Here is a 19,415-nt window from a genome sequence, read left to right as displayed (position 1 = left end):
TCGCCGAGTTCATGGCCTCGCCGGACATCGAGCAGTACCACTTCATCGGCAAGGACATCACCTACTTCCACACGCTGTTCTGGCCCGCGACGCTGCACTTCAGTGGCCGCAAGACGCCGGACAACGTGTTCGTCCACGGCTTCCTGACCGTCAACAACGGCGAGAAGATGAGCAAGAGCCGCGGCACCGGCCTCGATCCGCTGAAGTACCTGTCGCTGGGCATGAACGCCGAGTGGCTGCGCTACTACATCGCCGCCAAGCTCAACGCCCACGTCGAGGACATCGACTTCAACCGCGACGACTTCACCGCCCGCGTCAACGCCGACCTGGTCGGCAAGTACATCAACATCGCCAGCCGCGCCGCCGGGTTCATCAGCAAGCGGTTCGGCGGCCAGTTGAGCAGCGACCTGGGCGTCGAGGGCCGCGTGCTGCTCGACACGCTGCGCGCCCACCGCGACACCGTGACCGGGCTGTACGAGGCGCGAGAACTCGGCAAGGTGCTGCGCGAGATCATGGCGCTGGCCGACCGCGTGAACGAATACGTGGACCAGAACAAGCCCTGGGAACTCGCCAAGCAAGCCGGGCAGGACGCCGTGCTGCACGACGTGTGCTCGGTCTGCATCGAGGCGTTCCGGCTGCTGACGATCTACCTCAAGCCGGTGCTGCCGAAGCTGGCCGCGCAGGTCGAAGCTTTCCTGCAGGTCGAGCCGCTCGACTTCCATGCCGCCAGCCGCGCCTTGGGCGCCCACACGATCGGCACGTATCAGCACCTGATGCAGCGTGTCGATCCCAAGCTGCTCGAAGAACTCTTCGCCGCGCCAGAACCCGAGAAGATCATCCCCGGCGGCGAGGACATCGCCCCGGAAATCAAGATCGACGACTTCACCAAGGTGGACCTGCGCATCGCGAAGATCGTCAAGGCCGAGACGGTGGACGGCTCGACCAAGCTGCTGCGCCTGACGCTCGACGCCGGCGAGGGCCGCACCCGCAACGTCTTCTCCGGCATCGCCTCCAGCTACAAGCCCGAGGATCTGGAAGGCAAGCTCACCGTGCTGGTCGCCAACCTCGCGCCGCGCAAGATGAAGTTCGGCATCAGCGAAGGCATGGTGCTGGCCGCCAGCGATGCGGATGAAAAGAAGAATCCGGGGATCTTCGTGCTGGAGCCGTTCCCCGGTGCGCAGCCGGGCATGCGCATTCGCTGACCCCGCTGGTTTTCACAGGTGGGTGCGCGCCGGGGCGGCACCTTGGCACACAGGCGAGGCACCCACGCATGAATGCAGTAGAAATCGAAGCCGAAGTCTCGGATCTGGCCGAGCGGCCTTTTGACGCGGCGGAATTCCCCTTCCAATTCCTGGAAGCGTTCGGCAACAAGGACACCACGCTCAAGCGCCTGCGTGCCGGCAACAACAACCTCTCGGATGTGCCGGGTGGGGTGCTGCAACGCAACCACCTGCACATGGCCGTCTGCGCGGTGGGGGCGGTGGGTGAAACCCTGCGGGCATTGCGCGCCAGTCCGGCCACCAGCAAAGCCAAAGCCCGGTTCATTGTGGCCACCGACGGGCAGACGCTGGAAGCCGAGGATCTGACCAGCGGCGAGACCGTCGCCTGCCCGTACCCGGAGTTTCCGAACCACTTCGGTTTTTTTCTGCCGCTGGCGGGCATCTCCACGATCAAGGAGATCAAGGACAACCCGATCGACGTGCGGGCCACGGGGCGGCTGAACAAGCTGTACGTGGAGTTGTTGCGCGAGAACCCGGCGTGGGCGGGTGACGATCGCCGGGCCGACATGAACCATTTCATGGCGCGGCTGATCTTCTGTTTCTTTGCGGAAGACACGGGGATTTTCGAGCGCACGGGCTTGTTCACGCAGACCGTGGACCAGACGAGCGCCAGCGATGGCGGCAATGCCCACGAGGTGTTGCAGGCGATTTTTCGGGCGATGAACCTCAAGGTGGCGGAACGTGCCCAGGCTCAGCCGCGGCTGCCGGTGTATGCGCTGGGTTTTCCGTATGTGAACGGGGGGCTGTTTTCGGGTTCTACCGTGGTGCCTCGGTTCACGCGGATGGCGCGCACTTACCTGATGCACGCGGGGGGTTTGAACTGGAAGGAGATCAATCCCGACATTTTCGGGAGCATGATCCAGGCGGTGGCCGACGACGAGGAGCGCGGCGCGCTGGGGATGCATTACACGAGCGTGCCCAATATCCTGAAGGTGCTGAATCCGCTGTTTCTGGATGGTCTGCGGGCGCAGTTGGCAGAGGCGGGGGACAACGAGCGCAAGCTGCTGAATCTGCGCAAGCGCATGGCGCGCATCCGGGTGTTTGATCCGGCGTGTGGTTCGGGCAATTTCCTGGTGATTGCGTACAAGCAGATGCGCGAGATCGAGGCCGAGATCAATCGGCGCCGGGGGGAATTGGATCTGGGCAGCGAAGTTCCGCTGACCAATTTCCGGGGCATCGAGCTGCGGCATTTTCCGGCCGAGATTGCGCGGCTGGCGCTCATCATTGCCGAGTTTCAGTGCAACGTGCTGTACCGCGGGCAGAAAGATGCGCTGCTGGCGTTCTTGCCGCTGGATACCCAGAACTGGATCGTCTGCGGGAATGCGCTGCGGCTGGATTGGTTGAGCATTTGCCCGCCAGAGGGGATGGGTGTGAAGCTGGTAGCAGATGATTTGTTTGAGACCCCATTGCAGCAGGGGCAAATTGATTTTGAAAATGAGGGCGGCGAAACATATATTTGCGGCAATCCTCCTTATGTCGGCGACAAATACCAAACAAAAGATCAAAAAGGAGACATTAAAGCCTTAGCCACAAAAGACGTTCGCGCAGTCGATTATATCGCCGGCTGGTTATGGAAGGCTTCCGCCTATATAAAATGCGGCGGGCGGTTTGCCTTCGTATCCACCAATTCAATCTGTCAAGGTGCTCAGGTTCCGCTGATCTGGCCAATAATAGCCGCCGCGGGGCAGAGTATATTATTTTGCCACAAGGACTTCATCTGGGGAAACAATGCCACCAAAAACGCACAAGTCACATGCATTATAGTTGGCATAGCATCCTCAGAATCCAAACCGAAATATATATTCGATGGAGAAGCACGAAAAGACGTTGACTGCATAAATTTTTATTTAGCATCTGGCAAGGATATTATTATTGAAAGGGAGAATGAACCGATTTCCAATATTTCAACAATGTTTGGCGGCAACATTCCAAGGGATCAGGGAAATCTTCTACTCAGCCCTGATGAGGCTGGCGACTTAATTACTTCATATCCAGCAACGGCGGAATTGATAAAACCAGTAATGGGTTCAAAAGAATTTATTAATGGCCTAGGACGATATTGCCTCTGGATCACTGATGAACAGGCGCGCCTTGCTTATTCAGTCCCACCAATCAAGTCGCGACTTGATCAGATCATTAAATATCGCCTTCACGGTAGCGAACGCGGGCGGGCGGGTCTCGATACACCATACAAATTTGAACGAACGATTACAGGAAATACCCATACAATAATTATACCCAGCGTTTCATCAGAACGCCGCCCCTATCTCCCCTGCGGATTATTGCCCCCTGAGGTGCGCGTTTCCAACTTAGCACTCGCTCTTTACGACGCACCCCTCTGGAATATGGCACTCATCGCCTCGCGCCTGCATCTGGTTTGGATTGGCACGGTTTGCGGAAAGATGAAGACAGATTTCCGCTATTCCAACACCCTCGGCTGGAACACCTTCCCCGTTCCATTCCTGACCGAGCAAAACAAAACCGACCTGACCCGCTGCGCCGAAAACATCCTGCTGGCCCGCGAAGCGCATTTCCCCGCCACCATCGCCGACCTGTACGACCCGGACAACATGCCGGACAACCTGCGCCAAGCCCACGACCGCAACGACGAGCTGCTGGAGCGCATCTACATCGGCCGCCGCTTCAAGAACGACACCGAGCGGCTGGAAAAGCTGTTCGAGCTGTACACCAGGATGACCGCCGCCGAAGCAGCGAAGCCCCGGACACCCGCCGCGAAGAAGGCCCCCCGCGCCCGGAAAACGTCGTGAGTGCATGAGGTTCACAGCCCACGTCGCACATACACCTGCACATATACTTGCTCAGACTGACCAAAGGAGCCACCCGATGTCACAAATCACGTTGTATCTGGACGATGCCACCCAGGCGCTGGTGGAGCAGGCGGCCAAGGCCAACGGGATGTCGAAAAGCCGCTGGGTGGCGGAGATCATCCGCAAGCACGCCGCCCACGAGTGGCCCCAGGACTGCCTCGACCTCGCCGGTTGTTTCGCTGATTTCCCGCTGCGCGAGGACAGTGCCGCCACCCTGCCCGCCGACACCGTGCGCTTGGGGTTCTGAAGGCCGGCCATGCTGATTCTCGACAGCAACACCATCAGCTACTACTTTCGGGGCGACCCGCAGGTGGTGCCACGCCTGCAAGCACTGCACCCCGCCGACGTGGGCGTGCCGGCCATCGTGGAGTACGAGCTGCGCTATGGGCTGCTGCGCCTGCCCCCGGAAGCAGCCGCCCCACGCTTGGCAGCGTTGGCGCAACTGCTGCGGCCCATGCAGAAGTTGCCTTTTGACAGCGAATGCGCCACCTGCGCCGCCCGCCTTCGCGCCGATCTGGAGGCCAAAGGCACGCCCATCGGCCCCCACGACACCCTGATTGCCGCCACCGCCCTGCGCCACCAATCCACGCTGGTGACACGCAATGTGCGTGAATTCGCTCGCGTACCGGGTCTGCAATGGCTCAACTGGCACGAGACCACCTGAACCCGATGAACACCCCAGCCAACCCCACCCACGCCACCACCGTGCCATCGGTGTCCATCACCACCGCCCGCACAGGCCGATCCGCCAAGGCCAACGAACTGGGGATGCGCACCATGCAGGAGCGCGCCTACACCCGGCGCGGCGAGCAATACCTGCTGCTCAAGTCACCGCCAGCATCAGGCAAATCCCGCGCACTGATGTTCATCGCACTCGACAAGCTGCACAGCCAGGGTCTGCGGCAGGCCATCGTCGTGGTGCCGGAGCGGTCCATCGGCAGCAGCTTTGCCGACGAGCCACTGACCCAGCACGGCTTTCACTGGGACTGGCAGGTCGCCCCGCAATGGAACCTGTGCAACGCCCCCGGCGTGGACGAACCGCGCATCGCCAAATCCAAGGTGGACGCCGTGCGCAAATTCCTCGCCAGCCCCGACAAGGTGATGGTCTGCACCCACGCCACCTTCCGCTTCGCCGTCGAGGAGCTGGGCATCGAGGCGTTCGATGAGCGGCTGATCGCCATCGACGAGTTCCACCACGTGTCCAGCAACCCCGACAACAAGCTCGGCAGCCAGTTGGGCGACTTCATCGCCCGCGACAAGGTGCATCTGGTGGCAATGACCGGCTCCTACTTCCGGGGCGACAGCGAGGCCGTGCTGACCCCGGCGGACGAGGCCCGGTTCGACACCGTGACCTACACCTACTACGAGCAGCTCAACGGCTACCGCTGGCTCAAGTCGCTGGACATCGGCTACTTCTTCTACACCGGCCGTTACGTGGACGCCGTGGCCAAGGTGCTCGACCCGACACTCAAGACCATCGTCCACATTCCCAGCGTCAATTCGCGCGAAAGTCTGCAGGACAAGGAGCGCGAGGTGAACGAGATCATGAGCGCGCTGGGTGAGTGGAAAGGCGTGGACCCCGGCACCGGTTTCCATCTGGTGCAAACCCAGGCAGGCCGCACGCTCAAGGTGGCCGATCTGGTGGACGACAGCGATGCGGCCCGGCGTTCCCGTGTGGTGGCAGCACTGAAAGACCCCGCGCAGAAGCACCACCGCGACCATGTGGACGTGATCATCGCCCTGGGCATGGCCAAGGAAGGCTTCGACTGGATCTGGTGCGAACACGCCCTGACCATCGGCTACCGCAGCAGCCTGACCGAGATCGTGCAGATCATCGGGCGCGCCACCCGCGATGCCGAGGGCAAGGAACGGACACGCTTCACCAACCTGATTGCCGAACCAGCAGCAGAGCAATCCGCTGTGGCCGAAGCGGTGAACGACCTGCTCAAGGCGATTTCTGCCAGCCTGCTGATGGAGCAGGTGCTGGCACCGCGCTACGAGTTCACGCCGAAGAACACCGGATCGGGAGATGCCGGCCAGAAGGAAGGGTTCGACTACGGCCCGGACGGCTATCAGCCGGATCACACCAACGTGGGCGTGAACGAAGCCACCGGCCAGTACCACATCGAGATCAAGGGACTGAAGCTGCCCGAGTCCGCGGAAGCGACCCGCATCTGCAAGGAAGACCTGAACGAGGTGGTCACGGGGTTTCTGCAGGACAAGACGGTGCTGGAGCGCGGCCTGTTCGACCGGGACAACACCGTGCCCGAAGAGCTGACGCAGTTGCGCATGGGCAAGATCGTGCGCGAACGGTACCCAAACCTGAGCGAGGCAGACCAGGAATCCATCCGCCAGCACGCCGTCGCCGCCATGAACATCACCCAGCAGGTCAAGCAGTTGCAGCAACAGCAGCAACAGCAGCAGCAGCAAGGCAGCACGGCCCTGCTGGATGGCGTGCGCAAGTTCGTGAACGTACACGACCTGGACATCGACCTGATCGACCGGATCAATCCGTTTGAAGCGGCGTATGCCGTGCTGGCCAGGGCGATGGACGAAAACGCCTTGCGGCAAGTGCAGACCAGCATCGCGGCCAAGAAAATCAACCTCTCCGAAGACGAGGCCCGCGAACTGACCAAGCGGGCCTTGCTGTTCAAGAACGAGCGAGGCCGCCTGCCGGACCTCCACTCGGCCGATGCGTGGGAGCAGCGCATGGCCGCAGGGGTGGCTGCACTGACCCGCTACCGTACACAGGCCAAGGCGGCACAGGCCCGTGAAGAGGCGATCCGCCATGGCTGACCTGGACGATGACGAACTGCTGGAGGCACTCGGGGTTGAAGTCGCCCCGCTGAAGGCACCGAGCCGCACGCCACGCGAAGAGCGGATCATCGCGGGCTTCGAGGACATCCTGCGCTTCCACCAGACGCATGGACGCCCCCCGCAGCATGGCGAGGACCGGGACATCTTCGAGCGCCTGTACGCCGTTCGCCTGGACCAACTGCGCCAGTTGCCCGAAGCACAACCCCTGTTGGCCGAACTGGATGCGCCCGGCCTGTTGACGGGCACAGCCGCAGCCGCACCCCAGACAGAAGACATGGACGAGGACGCCTTGCTGGCGGCGCTCGGACTGGGCGATGCGCCGAGCGACCCCAAGGACATCACTGTGCTGCGCCATGTGCGCTCCACCGCGCAGCGGCGCATGGCCGAGGAAGTCGCGGATCGCACCCCCTGTCCGGACTTCGAGAAGTTTCAGCCGCTGTTCGAGCAGGTGGAGCGCGAACTCAAGGCCGACATCCGCAAGACGCTGCGCTTCGGGCGGGACACCAGCGTCGCCAGCGGCCATTACTTCATCGTTGGCGGGCAGCTCGCGTATGTGGCCGAGGTCGGCGACCCCATCAAGGCGCCGAACGGCGAAAGCGATGCACGTCTGCGCGTCGTCTACGCCAACGGCACGCAAAGCAACCTGCTGCGCCGCTCTCTGCAACGGGCGCTCTACAAGGACGATACCGGCCGCCGCCTGACCGACCCCGACATGGGGCCGCTGTTCGGTGACGCATCGGAATCTGATGACATCGAGACCGGGACCATCTATGTCCTGCGCAGCCACTCCCGCCATCCCTTCGTGGCCGCGCACCGCGAGCTGATCCACAAGATCGGCGTGACCGGCGGCAAGGTCGACACCCGGATCGCGGGGGCCGAGAAAGACGCCACCTATCTCCTGGCCGACGTGGAGGTGGTCGCGACCTACAAGCTGCACAACCTGAACCGCACCCGGCTGGAAAATCTCTTCCACCGCCTCTTCGGCGCCGCCCAGCTGGATCTGACGATCGAGGACCGATTCGGCCATCCGGTCAAACCGAGGGAATGGTTTCTGGTCCCCCTGCAGGTGATCGACGAAGCCGTTCGGCGCATTCAGGATGGGTCGATCACCGAAGTCACTTACGACCGGGAACAAGCCCGGCTGGTAGGCTGATCCCGCCTGCTGCACGCGCGGGTTTGTGCCCATGGAGGCGTCCGAGCGGGCTATCTACAGTGGTCGGACACAAAACCAGACCGTTGTCCGGTTGCCTTGTCCGCTTGCCCCCTCACTCCATGACCCAGCCCACCCGCCGCCACTGGCTCCTCGGCGCTGCCGCCGCTGCGACCACCGCCACCCTGCCCGCCCAGGCGCAGCAGGCCCCCTCGCCGGCTTCGCCACTGGGCACCGACGTGCCGATGGTGTTCCCGCGCACGGAGTTCGTCTACGAATCCATCGTGGACATCGCCGACATGGTCAACATGGGCACCGGCCCGCTCGGCGAGCGCCGCATCGTGCCGATCACCGGGGGCGAGTTCGCCGGGCCGGGGATCAAGGGGGTCGTGCTGCCGGGTGGGGCCGACCGCCAACTCGTGCGCCAGGACGGCGCGCGGCTGCTCGATGCGCTCTACGAACTCAAGACCGACGATGGCGTGGTCGTCACCGTCCACAACCAGGTACTCGTCCGCACGCCGCAGGGCGAGCCGCGCTACGCCGCCTCGCACATCCGCCTGAGCGCACCGAACGGCAAGTACGGCTGGCTCAACGACTGCGTCTACACCGGCACGCTCGACAGCCTGCGCCCCAAGCGCAACGCGGTGCTGATCCGGGTCTTCCGCATCATCTGATCCGGGCCTTGGCCGTGACACGGCACGCGTCGGAGCAATGCTTGACCTCGGCCCAGTTCTTCGCCCATGCCCGCCGCCACGTCATCTCGCGGCCACAGGTGGCGCAAGGTTTGCTAGGCAAAGCCAGCTTGTTGCCCTTGAAATGGCCGGAGGTGGGCGGGCTGGGCGGACGGGTCGGTTTCTGCATGGGCCGCACGATACCGGCTGCCAGCACGCCTGCGTTGTAAGCGCGTCGGCATCCTGCGGGCGCACACTGCAGTGACCATCCGCTGGAGACACCCCGCGTGCTGAACTGGTCCACCTTCCTGTCCAAACCGGCGTGGTTGCAACGCCTGCAGCCCTTCCACCCACGCCTGCTCGACACCCTGCGCGGCGGCTACGGACGCGAGCGCCTGCTGGCCGATCTGGGCGCCGGGGCCACGGTCGGCATCGTGGCGCTGCCGCTGGCGATGGCGTTTGCGATCGCCTCGGGGGTCAAGCCCGAACAAGGGCTTTACACCGCCATCCTCGCCGGCTTCCTGATCTCCGCACTCGGCGGCTCGCAGGTGCAGATCGGTGGTCCGGCGGGCGCGTTCATCGTCATCGTCTACGGGATCATCGAACGCTACGGCCTGCCCAACCTGCTGATCGCGACGATGCTGGCGGGCGTGCTGCTGTTCGCGATGGGACTGCTCAGGCTGGGCGGGCTGGTGCGCTACATCCCGGTGTCGATCGTCATCGGCTTCACCAACGGCATCGCGGTGCTGATCGCGCTGTCGCAACTGCGCGATCTGTTCGGCCTGCACATCGACAAGATGCCGGCCGACTTCTTCGCCCAGATCCACACGCTCTGGGCACACCGGGACAGCTTCAACCTCTACGCCTTCGCGCTCGGCAGCCTGTGCCTGGGCGGGCTGTTCGCGTGGTTGCGGCTGTTCAAGCCGGGCACCATCCTGCCAGCCGAACTCGTCGAGGGCCGCAGCGCGCGGGCCATCTCGCGCGTGCCGGGGCCGATCGTCGCGCTGGTGACGCTGACGCTGGCGAGCTGGCTGCTGCACCTGCCGGTCGAGACCATCGGCTCGCGCTTCGGCGGCATTCCGCAGGCACTGCCCGCGTTCGCTCTGCCTGCGTTCACCTGGGCCACCGCCAAGCAACTCCTCATGCCGACGCTGACCATCGCGCTGCTGGGGGCGATCGAGTCGCTGCTGTGCGCCCGCGTGGCCGACAACATGGGCGACTTCCAGCGCCACGACCCGAACCAGGAGCTGATGGCGCAGGGCGTGGCCAACTTCGTCGTGCCGCTGTTCGGCGGCATCCCGGCCACCGGCACCATCGCCCGCACCGTCACCAACGTGCGCGCCGGGGCGGTGTCGCCGGTGGCGGGGATGGTGCATGCCGTGGCGCTGCTGGTGATCATGCTGGTGGCGGCGCCGCTGGCGATGAACGTGCCGCTGGCGGTGCTGGCCGGGATCCTGCTGTTCGTGGCGTGGAACATGGGCGAATGGCACGAGTTCGCCCGGCTGCGGCATTTCAAGCTGCCCTACCGCTCGGTGCTGCTCGGCACGTTCTTCCTCACCGTGGTCTTCGATCTGACGATCGCGGTGGAGGTCGGGCTGCTGCTGGCGTGCGGGTTCTTCATCTGGCGGATGGGGCAGTTGTTCCAGGTGGAGCCGCTGGCCTGCACCCTGCCGGGCGTCGAGGTCCACAGTCTCTACGGCACGCTGTTCTTCGGCGCGGTAGGCAAGATCGAGTCGCTGCCCGAGCGGCTGCGCGGCGACACCCGCACCGTGGTGCTGGAGATGCACCGGCTGATCTCGATCGACACGTCCGGCGTGGACGCGCTGGTGCAGCTCCACCGGCAACTGCAGCGCCACGGCGTGCGGCTGATCGTGGCGGCGCTGAACGAGCAGCCGCGCTCATTGCTGAGCCGCTCCGGCTTCGACACGCTGCTGGGAGCGCAAGGCCACGCTGCCACGCTGGCTGCGGCGTTGGCGGCGTTGGCGGCGTTGGCAGCGCTGGCAGCGGTCAACGCGGGTCCGGCAGGCTCCAATCCAGCAGGTTGAACCACAACGCCTGCGTGCCACCCATGCGCCAGACCTCCGCGTCAAACACCAGCCCGGCCAGCAAGGTCACGGGTTCGACCACATCGGCCGCAGCAGGGTCGCGGCGCAGCACGTCCAGCAGCACCACCAGCGCCTGGGCCAGTGCCACCTGCTGCGCTGACGATGCCAGCCCGTCGGCCACATCGCTGGCCAGTGCCAGCACGGGGGCCAGCGCAAGTGCCACCTGCTGCGGCCAGGGCAGCGCGGCGTCCACCGGCCGGATCGCGGGAGCCTCGCCATGCGGGCGTCGCTGCGCCAGCCGGTCGCCGCGCTCGGCCTTGCTGCGCACGTCCAGCCACAAACCGAACGCCTCGGTCCACAGGTAGGCCAGCGACAGCAAGCCCTCCGCCGGCCCGCTGACCAGCTCGAACTCGATCTCCCACACCGGCAGCGTCTGGCCACCGCCGTCGATCTGCCCGACATCCAGCGCCAGCTCGACCACGGCGCCCTCGGCCTGCACCTCGGCGTGGGTGCGGGTGATGTCGGTGGAGAACTGCAGCGCCAGATCGGCGGGTGTGCGCCCCGCGCGGGTCAGCAGCGCCAGCAGCGCCGCACCAGCGGGCGTGTCGGCGTGGCGCTCCAGCGACAGCACGGGCGTTGCGTCACCCGAGTCGGCGCCGAGCGGGGCGTTGTGCTCCAGCCGCGTCATCAGACCATCACCGCGGCCCTTGAGCGTCTGCACCCACCCGTCCCCCTCCTGCCGCAGCCGCAGCGCGAAGGCCGAGCGCGCCAGCAGGCGGTCGTCGGTGTCGAAGTAGCGGGCGCGCAGGCGGGTCGTGCGGGCGTCGGCGCCGGACAGTGCCTCGGTCAGGCGGGCGCGGGCCTCGGGGGGCACCTGGAACTTGAGTTCGATTTCTTGCATGGGGATGGACCCGGTGGGCCTGTAAAATCAACCGCTCACTCTATCTCTGACGCACGCTCCGTCGCCACACCGCCATGCCGCTCTTCTGGAAGCACTACAAGTCCGAGACCACCCAGTTCATCGAGAGCCTGAAGCAGCAGGATCCGAAGCTGGAGCAGCGCCAGCGCGAAGGCCGCAGCCTGCTGTGGGACCGCGAACAGAACCGCAGCGCCCAGGGCGAATTCAACACGGCCAAGGTGCCGCAGCAGCCCTACGTCTACCAGACCAAGGGCTGATCCCCGGCATGCGCCCGGACACCAGCGCCGCCGCGTCGCACGCCGACCCGGCGGCGCTGGCGTTGGCGCATCTGTATGGCGAGCCGCTGTTCGCGCTGCCGCAGGATCTCTACATCCCGCCCGAGGCGCTGGCGGTCTACCTCGACGCCTTCGAGGGGCCGCTGGACCTGCTGCTCTACCTGATCCGCCGGCAGAACTTCAACATCCTCGACATTCCGATGGCCGAGGTGACGCGCCAGTACCTCGCCTACGTCGAAGAATTGCGCGAGCGCCACCTCGAACTCGCCGCCGAGTACCTGCTCATGGCCGCGATGCTGATCGAGATCAAGTCGCGCATGCTGCTGCCGCCACGCCAGGTGACGGCCGACCAGGAAGCGGCCGATCCGCGGGCGGAGCTGGTGCGGCGGCTGCTGGAGTACGAGCGCATCAAGCTCGGCGCGCACAAGATCGACCAGTTGCCGCTGCTTGGGCGCGACCTGCTGGCGGCGGCGGTCCACATCGAGCAGGCGCTGGAGGTGCCTCTGCCGGAGGTGCGTCCCATCGACCTGCGCAACGCCTGGGCCGATGTGCTCCAGCGCGCGAAGCTGACACAGCGCCACCACATCGGCCGCGAGGCGCTGTCGGTGCGCGAACACATGACGCTGGTGCTGCGGGCGCTGCAGGGGCGGCGCTTCGTCGAATTCCACGAGCTGTTCGACATGACCCGCGGTGTGCCGGTGCTGGTCGTGACCTTCATCGCCCTGCTGGAGCTGGCCCGCGAGCGGCTGCTGGAGATCACGCAGGCCGAGGCATTCGCGCCGATCTATGTGCGCCTGACCTACACACCGACCGCAGCACCCGCCACCGCACCGATCTGAGCGGGTCGTCCTACACTGGGTGAAAATCACCCAGGAGTCTGCCGATGTCCACGATCCAAGCCGGCCTCGCCGCCCGTGTCCCCGCCCATGGCCGCTACCTGAGCCTGGCCTTGCGTCCCGGCGCCGATGCCGTGGTGCGCAGCACGCTGCAGGCGCTGGCCACCGAAGCCGACGGGCTGCACACGGTCGTGGGACTGGGCGCCACGCTGGTGGCCCGGCTGGATGCCGCCGTGCCCGGCCTGCGCAGCTTCAGCGCACCGCCGGCCAGCCGCGTCGATCTGCCCGCCACGCCCGCCGAGCTGTGGCTGTGGCTGCGCAGCGAGGACGACCCCGGCGTGCTGCTGCAGCGGGGCCGGGCGCTGGCGCGCTTGCTGGCCCCTGCCTTCGACGTGGTCCACGAACTCGCCGCCTTCCGCCACCAGGGCGGGCGCGACCTCACCGGCTACGAGGACGGCACCGAGAACCCGACCGGCCGCGACATGATCGACACCCTTGGCGTGCAGGGCCAGGGCGCGGGGCTGGACGGCGGCAGCTTCGTCGCGGTCCAGCAATGGGAGCATGCGCTGGACCGCTTCGACCGCTTTGACCGCACCACGCAGGACCGCATGATCGGCCGCCGCCGCGACGACAACGTCGAACTCGACGACGCCCCGCCCAGCGCCCACGTCCAGCGCACCGCCCAGGAAAGCTTCGCGCCCGAAGCCTTCGTCGTGCGGCGCTCGATGCCGTGGGCCGAGGGCGGGCGCTGCGGGCTGCTGTTCACCGCCTTCGCCACCGGCTTCGACGCCTTCGAATCCCAGCTTGCGCGCATGGCCGGGGTCGAGGACGGTGTGGTCGATGACCTCTTCCGCTTCAGCCAGCCCGTGACGGGGGCCTACTACTGGTGCCCTCCGGTGGACCGGCAGGGCCTGGATCTGCGGCGTGTGCTGGGCGACACGTTCGGCGCCAACGGACCGCTGCAGGCGCAAGATCTGCTCGACATCCGCTGAAGATCGCCCCGATTTGCCGTGTTCATGCCGTGAATGCCGCAGAAGCAGCGCATAAGATAGCCGCAGCGAATCTGTCACTTCCGGGTCATGTTCCGGCCAGCCGCTGACCACCCGCACCGATGCATTGCCTGCTCCGCCCCGCTTCCGCCTGCCTGCTCGCCCTGCTGCTGTCTGCCGCCGGGCACGCTGCCGTGGATGGAGCAACCGCAGAGGAGTTTCTCTACACCGTGCGGCCCGGTGACTCGGCATGGACCATCTCCGCACGTTTCCTGCGCGACCAGGGCAACTGGAAGGCACTGCGCCAGAGCAACCAGCTCCGCAGCGACCTGCTGCGACCCGGCCAGGTGCTGCGCATCCCCACCCCCTGGCTGCGGCTGACCACCCCCGAAGCCCGGCTCACCGGGCTGCAGGGTGAGGTCATGCTCGACAGCGGCACCGGCTGGACCGCCGCCCGCGCTGACACCGTCCTGCCGCCGGGCACCTGGCTGCGCACCGCCGACAACGGCACGGCGACGCTGGTGCTGCAGGACGGCACGCGGGTGCTCGTGCGGCCGGCCAGCGAGCTGCGCGTGTTGCCGCTGGAGCCTGCGCAACGCGACGCCTGGCTGAAGGCCCAAGCCGGTGCCCCTGCGCCGCCGCCGGGCCAGACCACCGAAGCCACGGCGCCGCTGTGCATCGAGCTGCTGCGTGGCGGTCTGGAAAACGCCGTGCAGCCACAGGCCGGCAAGAACCGCTTCGAGATCCGCACGCCCTCGGCCATCACCACCGTGCGCGGCACCGAGTTCCGCATCTCCACCGACGGCCAGACCAGCCGCGCCGAGGTGGTCCACGGTGCCGTGGCCTTCGGCAACCCGCTGGGTGCGGTCGAGCTGGCCACCGCCACTGGCTCGCGCGCCGACGCAGGGGTGCAGCCCACCGCCGCAGTGCCGCTGCTGCCCGCACCAGACGTCCAGTCGATCACCGAACCGGCCAGCCCTGCCCAGCTCCAGACGCTGACCCTGCCGGCGCTGGACGGCGCGGTCGCCTACCGGGTGCAGTGGCTGACCGACACCAGCCCCGCCGACCTGCTGCAAGAGTCGGTGCGCGAGACGCCGCAGCCGCAGTTCCCGGACCTGCCCGATGGCCGCTACCGGCTGCGGATGCGCGGCATCGACGCCATGGGGCTGGAAGGCTTGTCGGCTGAACGCGCCTTGGCGGTCACCACGCCTGCGCCGCCACCACCGCTGCCGGCCGCCCCACGCCTGGACATTGGCCGCGCCGACCAGCGGCTGGCGCTGCGCTGGTCGCCACTGGAGGATGCACAGGACTGCTTCCAGGTGCAGATCGCCCTGGACCCGGCTTTCACGTCGCTGGTCCTGGACGAGCCGACGCCGCACCCCCATCTGCTCCTGCCCTGGCCCCAGCGGCAGGAGTTTCACCACATCCGCGTTCGTGTACTGCAGCCCAGTGGTGGCCGCAGTGGCTGGTCCGAGCCGCGTGTCTTCGACCCACGCTCGCCCCAGGAGTCACCCCCGTGATCCAGCCCCCGCCCTTCGCCCGGAGAACCCTCGCCCTGTGGCTGATGCCCGCCCCATGGTGGTTCGCCGCCATGGTGGCGGCCTTGCTGCTGCTCGCGGCACGTCCGGTGGTGGACCGGTTCGACCTGGCCGTGCATGACCTGCTGGTCCGCGAAGAGCTTGCACCCTGGTCCAGCCCGAAGCCTGCCGCCGACAGCATCGTCGTCGCCATCGACGACGCCAGCCTGCAAGCCCTCGGCCGCTGGCCCTGGCCGCGCCAGCGCCACGCCGAGCTGATCGATGTGCTGCGCAGCGCGGGCACGCAGGCCGTGGGCTACAACGTGCTGTTCTCCGAGCCTGCCGCCAACCCTGCCGAGGACGCTCGCCTGGCACAGGCCATCGCCGCCCACGGGCAGATCGTGCTGCCCGTGGTGCCGCAGGGCCGGCCTGCGGATGGACAGACCACCGTGCTGCAGCCCCTGGCCATGCTGGGCAAAGCCGCCGCTGCACTCGGCCACGCCGAAGCGCCGCTCGACCTCGATGGCCAAGTGCGCCGGGTCGCCAAGGTGGCCGGACTCGGTGCAACCGCCTGGGAGGCGATGCCGCTGGCCGTGCAGCGGGTCGGCGCCACGCACGCGGGGGGACCGGCGGGCGTCAACGCGCAGCAGCACGCGCAGGAGGCATGGTGGCAGGAACAGGTGCAGCTCCTGCCCGCCGGCGACAGCCAGGTCACGCAGATTTCGGCTTCCGAGCTGCTGCGCGATCCCAGCCTGGTGACGCTGCTCACCGGCCGGGTCGTCTGGGTCGGGTTGACGGCCAGCGGCATCGATGCTCCCGTGACCGTGCCCGGTCCGCGTGGCAGCACGCAGCTCAGTGCCGTGCAGTGGCAGGCACAGGTCCACCAGGCGATGGAGCGCAACCGCCTCGTCGCCATCGCCAGCGCGTCAGTCGTGTTCGTGGCCAATGTGCTGCCACTGGTGTTCGCGGCGCTGTTCGGGCGCTGGGCGATGCGCTCGCTGGGGGTCAGGTTCAAGGTGATGCTGTGGTTGCTGCCGCTGCCGCTGCTGGTGGAGGCCGCCGCCCTGGTCTGGGGGCACCTGTGGCTGCCGATGGGGGCGATGGCGCTGGGCTGGTCGATCGCGCTGCTGCTGAGCCGGGCGGTGGAACTCCACGCCACCCGCACCGACCTGCAGCGCGAGCGCACGCTGGCCGAGGTCACGCTGCAGGCCATCACCGACGCCGTGATCACGCTCGACCCCAGCCACCGCGTGCGCTACCTCAACCCCAGCGCAGAGCGGCTGCTGCGGCCGCAAGGCATGGAGATCGCCGTGCGGGAGCAGCCTCTGCAGGCGGTGCTGAGCCTGGCGCAGCCGGACGAGCAGATCCTGCTGCAGGCCATCACCGACTGCCAGACCCAGCAGCGGGTCGTGGCGGTCGAACTGGCCCTGCACCTGCACACGCACGACGGCGAGCACATGGCCCGCGCCGTCATCAGCCCGATGCGCGTGGCCACCGAGACCGAGTACGGCGTGGTGATCGTGCTGACCGACATCACCGCCACCGCCCGCGCCGAACAGGCCGTCGAGCACGGCAGCACCCACGACGGACTGACCGGCCTGCCCAACCGCGTGCTGCTGACCAATCTGCTGGCGCACGCGCTGGCCCACGGGCGCCACCAGCACCAGGCGCTGGCGGTCCTGTTCATCGACCTCGACCGCTTCGGCCGCATCAACGACAGCCTCGGCCAGCGCCAGGGCGACGAGGTGCTGGAGGCCGTCGCCGCCCGGATGCGCCGCGTGTTCCGTCCCCACGACACCATCGCCCGCTGGGGCAACGACCAGTTCGTCGTGCTGATCGAGGACGTGACCTCACGCGAAGTCGTTGCCGCGCTCGCCGCGCAGCTCATCGACGTGGTGGCGCGCGATCTGCGGGTGGACGACACCGCCATCGCCTGCACCTGCAGCGTCGGCATCGCGCTCTCGCCGGACGACGCCCAGGTGCCCGACGGTCTGCTGACCATGGCTGAAACCGCCATGGCGCGCGCCAAGGCGGCCGGCGGCGGGCGCTTCGAGTTCTACACCTCCGGCATGTCCACGCTCACCCGCGACTGGCTGGCACTGGAGAACCGGCTGCGCCACGCGCTGGAGTCGAACGAGTTCGTGCTGCACTACCAGATCCAGACCGACCTGCGCACCGGGCGCCCGGTCGGACTGGAGGCCCTGCTGCGCTGGCGACAGGACGACGGCGAGCTGTGGGCACCCGCACGCTTCCTGTCGATCACCGAGGAGACGGGGCTGATCGTGGCGGTCGGCAACTGGGTGATCCGCGAGGCCACGGCGCAGGTCAGGCGCTGGATCGACGCAGGGGTGACGCCGGTGCCGGTGTCGGTCAACGTTTCGGCCCGCCAGTGCATGGACTCGCATCTGATCGACGTGATCGCAGGCGCCCTGAGGGACGCCAACGTGCCGGCTTCGCTGCTGAAGGTGGAAATCACCGAGAGCACGGCGATGGCCGACCTCGACCACCTCAAGCAACTGCTGATGCAACTGCGCCAGCTCGGCGTGGCCATCGCGCTGGACGACTTCGGGACAGGCTTCTCGTCGCTGGCCCACCTCAAGCGGTTCCCGGTGGACCAGATCAAGATCGACCCGAGCTTCATCGCCGACATCCACCGCGACCCGAACGGCGCGGCCATCGTGCGCGCCACGATCGCGCTGGCGCACGGTCTGGGCGTGCCGGTCGTCGCCGAAGGGGTCGAGAACGAGGCCCAGATCCGCTTCCTGCGCGAGCACGACTGCGACATCGTGCAGGGCTACCTCTACGGCCGCCCCGGCACGCCGGACGCCGTCCGGGAGGCACTCACATCAGCAGATGCTCACCCGCGTTATCTCCACCCAGAATCACATAGTTGACGCGGCGGATGTCCACCAGCCGGGTACCGCCCGCGTAGGAGATGGAGCTTTGCAGGTCTTCACGCATCTCGCGCAGCGTGTCGGCCAGCTTGCCCTTGACCGGCTCCAGGATGCGCTTGCCCTCGACGTGGCGGTACTCGCCCTTGTTGAAGTCGCTGGCCGAGCCGTAGTACTCCTTGTAGAGCTTGCCATCGACCTCGACCGTCTGGCCCGGTGACTCCTCGTGGCCGGCGAACAGCGAGCCGATCATCACCATCGCCGCCCCGAAGCGCACGCTCTTGGCGATGTCGCCGTGGTGGCGGATGCCGCCGTCCGCGATCATCGGCTTCGTCGCCACGCGGGCGCACCACTTCAGCGCCGAAAGCTGCCAGCCACCCGTGCCGAAGCCGGTCTTCAGCCGCGTGATGCAGACCTTGCCGGGGCCGATGCCGATCTTGGTCGCGTCCGCACCCCAGGCCTCCAGGTCGATCACCGCCTCGGGCGTGCCGACGTTGCCGGCGATCACGAAGGTGTTCGGCAGCTTCGCCTTGATGTGCTCGATCATGCGGCGCACGCTGTCGGCGTGGCCGTGGGCGATGTCGATGGTGATGTAGTCGGCGCCCACGCCCTCGGCGGCGAGCTGGTCCACCACCGCCATGTCGGCCGGCTTGACCCCTGAACTCAGCGAGACGAACAGGCCCTGCGCACGCATCGACCGCGCGAAGGCCACGTTGTCCAGATCAAACCGGTGCATCACGTAGAAGTAGCCGTTGGCGGCGAGCCAGGCGGCCAGCGGCGCGTCCAGCACTGTCTTCATGTTGGCGGGCACCACCGGCAGATGGAAGCGGCGACCGCCGAACTCCACCGCCGTGTCGCACGCGCTGCGGCTGTCCACGCGGCAGCGCCGGGGCAGGAGCAGGACGTTGTCGTAGTCGAAGATGTCCATGGGGAAAAGGCTCTCGGAGATGCGGGCCGCGGGAGGCAGTGCGGCCACGAAGCTGCGAGCGCTTGACCTGAGACCCGGTCGAACGGTACAGACCGGGCCGCAGAATTTGGGCCCGGTGGTCGATTCTACGCGGCGTGTCCCGGGCGCCAGGGAACGGGTGCAGGTCGCAGAATTCGGTTGCAATGCCGTGAACACTGCACGCCGAGGCGGCACTGGACGCCGTGCCACAGGTGATGAATCCATCACATTCTGGATTCTTCACCACGGGT

General features: G+C 66.7%; 16 protein-coding genes. 13 read left to right on the top strand and 3 right to left on the bottom strand.

The annotated features are described in order from the left end of the window. From metG to QZW52_RS00500, 7 genes are all read left to right on the top strand, one after another. Nucleotides 1-1,202, top strand: a 1,202-nt coding sequence (gene metG / locus QZW52_RS00530; protein ID WP_293993918.1) for a methionine--tRNA ligase subunit beta, incomplete at its 5' end; no start/stop codon positions are given. 68 nt (nt 1,203-1,270) lie between these two features. Continuing rightward, nucleotides 1,271-4,048, top strand: a complete 2,778-nt coding sequence (locus QZW52_RS00525; protein WP_293993916.1) for a class I SAM-dependent DNA methyltransferase — start codon at nt 1,271-1,273, stop codon at nt 4,046-4,048. Between the two features lie 76 nt (nt 4,049-4,124). After that, complete coding sequence (locus QZW52_RS00520) at nt 4,125-4,355, top strand: CopG family transcriptional regulator (protein ID WP_293993914.1); 231 nt, start codon at nt 4,125-4,127, stop codon at nt 4,353-4,355. 9 nt (nt 4,356-4,364) lie between these two features. Next, on the top strand, nt 4,365-4,772 hold the full coding sequence (locus tag QZW52_RS00515; RefSeq protein ID WP_293993912.1) for a type II toxin-antitoxin system VapC family toxin: 408 nt from the start codon (nt 4,365-4,367) through the stop codon (nt 4,770-4,772). Between the two features lie 5 nt (nt 4,773-4,777). After that, nucleotides 4,778-6,904: a DEAD/DEAH box helicase gene (locus tag QZW52_RS00510; protein ID WP_293993910.1), complete on the top strand. Its 2,127-nt coding sequence runs from the start codon at nt 4,778-4,780 to the stop codon at nt 6,902-6,904. Next, nucleotides 6,897-8,078, top strand: a complete 1,182-nt coding sequence (locus QZW52_RS00505; RefSeq protein WP_293993908.1) for a GIY-YIG nuclease family protein — start codon at nt 6,897-6,899, stop codon at nt 8,076-8,078. Before QZW52_RS00510 ends, QZW52_RS00505 begins: the two co-directional genes overlap by 8 nt. 119 nt (nt 8,079-8,197) lie before the next feature. Continuing rightward, nucleotides 8,198-8,749 carry a DUF3237 domain-containing protein gene (locus QZW52_RS00500; RefSeq protein ID WP_293993907.1) on the top strand — a complete coding sequence of 184 codons (552 nt, stop codon included), beginning with the start codon at nt 8,198-8,200 and terminating at the stop codon, nt 8,747-8,749. On the opposite strand, the gene QZW52_RS00495 is transcribed toward QZW52_RS00500, so the two are convergent. Further along, complete coding sequence (locus QZW52_RS00495) at nt 8,742-8,936, bottom strand: DUF2256 domain-containing protein (protein WP_293993905.1); 195 nt, start codon at nt 8,934-8,936, stop codon at nt 8,742-8,744. The two genes, QZW52_RS00500 and QZW52_RS00495, sit on opposite strands and share 8 nt — an antisense overlap. A gap of 97 nt (nt 8,937-9,033) precedes the next feature. On the opposite strand from QZW52_RS00495, the gene QZW52_RS00490 reads away from it, so the two are divergent. After that, nucleotides 9,034-10,791 carry a SulP family inorganic anion transporter gene (locus tag QZW52_RS00490; RefSeq protein WP_293993903.1) on the top strand — a complete coding sequence of 586 codons (1,758 nt, stop codon included), beginning with the start codon at nt 9,034-9,036 and terminating at the stop codon, nt 10,789-10,791. Here the strand turns inward: QZW52_RS00490 and QZW52_RS00485 are convergent. Beyond that, a complete protein-coding gene (locus QZW52_RS00485) occupies nt 10,754-11,692 on the bottom strand; it encodes a CYTH domain-containing protein (protein ID WP_293993902.1) in 939 nt (312 codons plus the stop codon). The two genes, QZW52_RS00490 and QZW52_RS00485, sit on opposite strands and share 38 nt — an antisense overlap. Before the next feature lie 74 nt (nt 11,693-11,766). Between QZW52_RS00485 and QZW52_RS00480 the strand changes: the two genes are divergently transcribed. The 5 genes from QZW52_RS00480 to QZW52_RS00460 all read left to right on the top strand — a co-directional run bounded on the left by QZW52_RS00480 (nt 11,767) and on the right by QZW52_RS00460 (nt 18,221). Next, a complete protein-coding gene (locus QZW52_RS00480) occupies nt 11,767-11,967 on the top strand; it encodes a DUF3460 family protein (protein WP_293993900.1) in 201 nt (66 codons plus the stop codon). 8 nt (nt 11,968-11,975) lie between these two features. Then, on the top strand, nt 11,976-12,824 hold the full coding sequence (locus QZW52_RS00475; protein ID WP_293993898.1) for a segregation and condensation protein A: 849 nt from the start codon (nt 11,976-11,978) through the stop codon (nt 12,822-12,824). A gap of 44 nt (nt 12,825-12,868) precedes the next feature. After that, the gene (locus tag QZW52_RS00470; protein WP_293993897.1) at nt 12,869-13,813 is read left to right on the top strand and encodes a Dyp-type peroxidase; all 945 of its coding nucleotides are present in this window, start codon (nt 12,869-12,871) and stop codon (nt 13,811-13,813) included. 119 nt (nt 13,814-13,932) lie between these two features. After that, a complete protein-coding gene (locus QZW52_RS00465; RefSeq protein ID WP_293993895.1) occupies nt 13,933-15,330 on the top strand; it encodes a FecR domain-containing protein in 1,398 nt (465 codons plus the stop codon). After that, nucleotides 15,327-18,221: an EAL domain-containing protein gene (locus QZW52_RS00460; protein ID WP_293993893.1), complete on the top strand. Its 2,895-nt coding sequence runs from the start codon at nt 15,327-15,329 to the stop codon at nt 18,219-18,221. The genes QZW52_RS00465 and QZW52_RS00460 overlap by 4 nt, the downstream gene beginning before the upstream one ends. Here QZW52_RS00460 and QZW52_RS00455 read toward each other — a convergent pair. Further along, a complete protein-coding gene (locus tag QZW52_RS00455) occupies nt 18,169-19,146 on the bottom strand; it encodes a GMP reductase (protein ID WP_293993892.1) in 978 nt (325 codons plus the stop codon). The genes QZW52_RS00460 and QZW52_RS00455 overlap by 53 nt on opposite strands. Nucleotides 19,147-19,415: the final 269 nt, after the last annotated feature.

This window comes from Sphaerotilus sp., assembly GCF_013299175.1.
GTDB lineage: Bacteria > Pseudomonadota > Gammaproteobacteria > Burkholderiales > Burkholderiaceae_C > Sphaerotilus.
Note: the sequence above shows the minus strand (reverse complement) of the source record. Positions and strands in the feature narration are given on the sequence as shown.

Bases quoted from the DNA above. Each gene is read 5' to 3' on its own strand.
- QZW52_RS00470 (WP_293993897.1), top strand. From the start codon at position 12,869: ATGTCCACGATCCAAGCCGGCCTCGCCGCCCGTGTCCCCGCCCATGGC.
- QZW52_RS00475 (WP_293993898.1), top strand. From the start codon at position 11,976: ATGCGCCCGGACACCAGCGCCGCCGCGTCGCACGCCGACCCGGCGGCG.
- QZW52_RS00525 (WP_293993916.1), top strand. From the start codon at position 1,271: ATGAATGCAGTAGAAATCGAAGCCGAAGTCTCGGATCTGGCCGAGCGG.
- QZW52_RS00505 (WP_293993908.1), top strand. From the start codon at position 6,897: ATGGCTGACCTGGACGATGACGAACTGCTGGAGGCACTCGGGGTTGAA.
- QZW52_RS00515 (WP_293993912.1), top strand. From the start codon at position 4,365: ATGCTGATTCTCGACAGCAACACCATCAGCTACTACTTTCGGGGCGAC.
- QZW52_RS00455 (WP_293993892.1), bottom strand. From the start codon at position 19,146: ATGGACATCTTCGACTACGACAACGTCCTGCTCCTGCCCCGGCGCTGC.
- QZW52_RS00500 (WP_293993907.1), top strand. From the start codon at position 8,198: ATGACCCAGCCCACCCGCCGCCACTGGCTCCTCGGCGCTGCCGCCGCT.
- QZW52_RS00485 (WP_293993902.1), bottom strand. From the start codon at position 11,692: ATGCAAGAAATCGAACTCAAGTTCCAGGTGCCCCCCGAGGCCCGCGCC.
- QZW52_RS00480 (WP_293993900.1), top strand. From the start codon at position 11,767: ATGCCGCTCTTCTGGAAGCACTACAAGTCCGAGACCACCCAGTTCATC.
- QZW52_RS00510 (WP_293993910.1), top strand. From the start codon at position 4,778: ATGAACACCCCAGCCAACCCCACCCACGCCACCACCGTGCCATCGGTG.
- QZW52_RS00495 (WP_293993905.1), bottom strand. From the start codon at position 8,936: ATGCAGAAACCGACCCGTCCGCCCAGCCCGCCCACCTCCGGCCATTTC.
- QZW52_RS00465 (WP_293993895.1), top strand. From the start codon at position 13,933: ATGCATTGCCTGCTCCGCCCCGCTTCCGCCTGCCTGCTCGCCCTGCTG.
- QZW52_RS00520 (WP_293993914.1), top strand. From the start codon at position 4,125: ATGTCACAAATCACGTTGTATCTGGACGATGCCACCCAGGCGCTGGTG.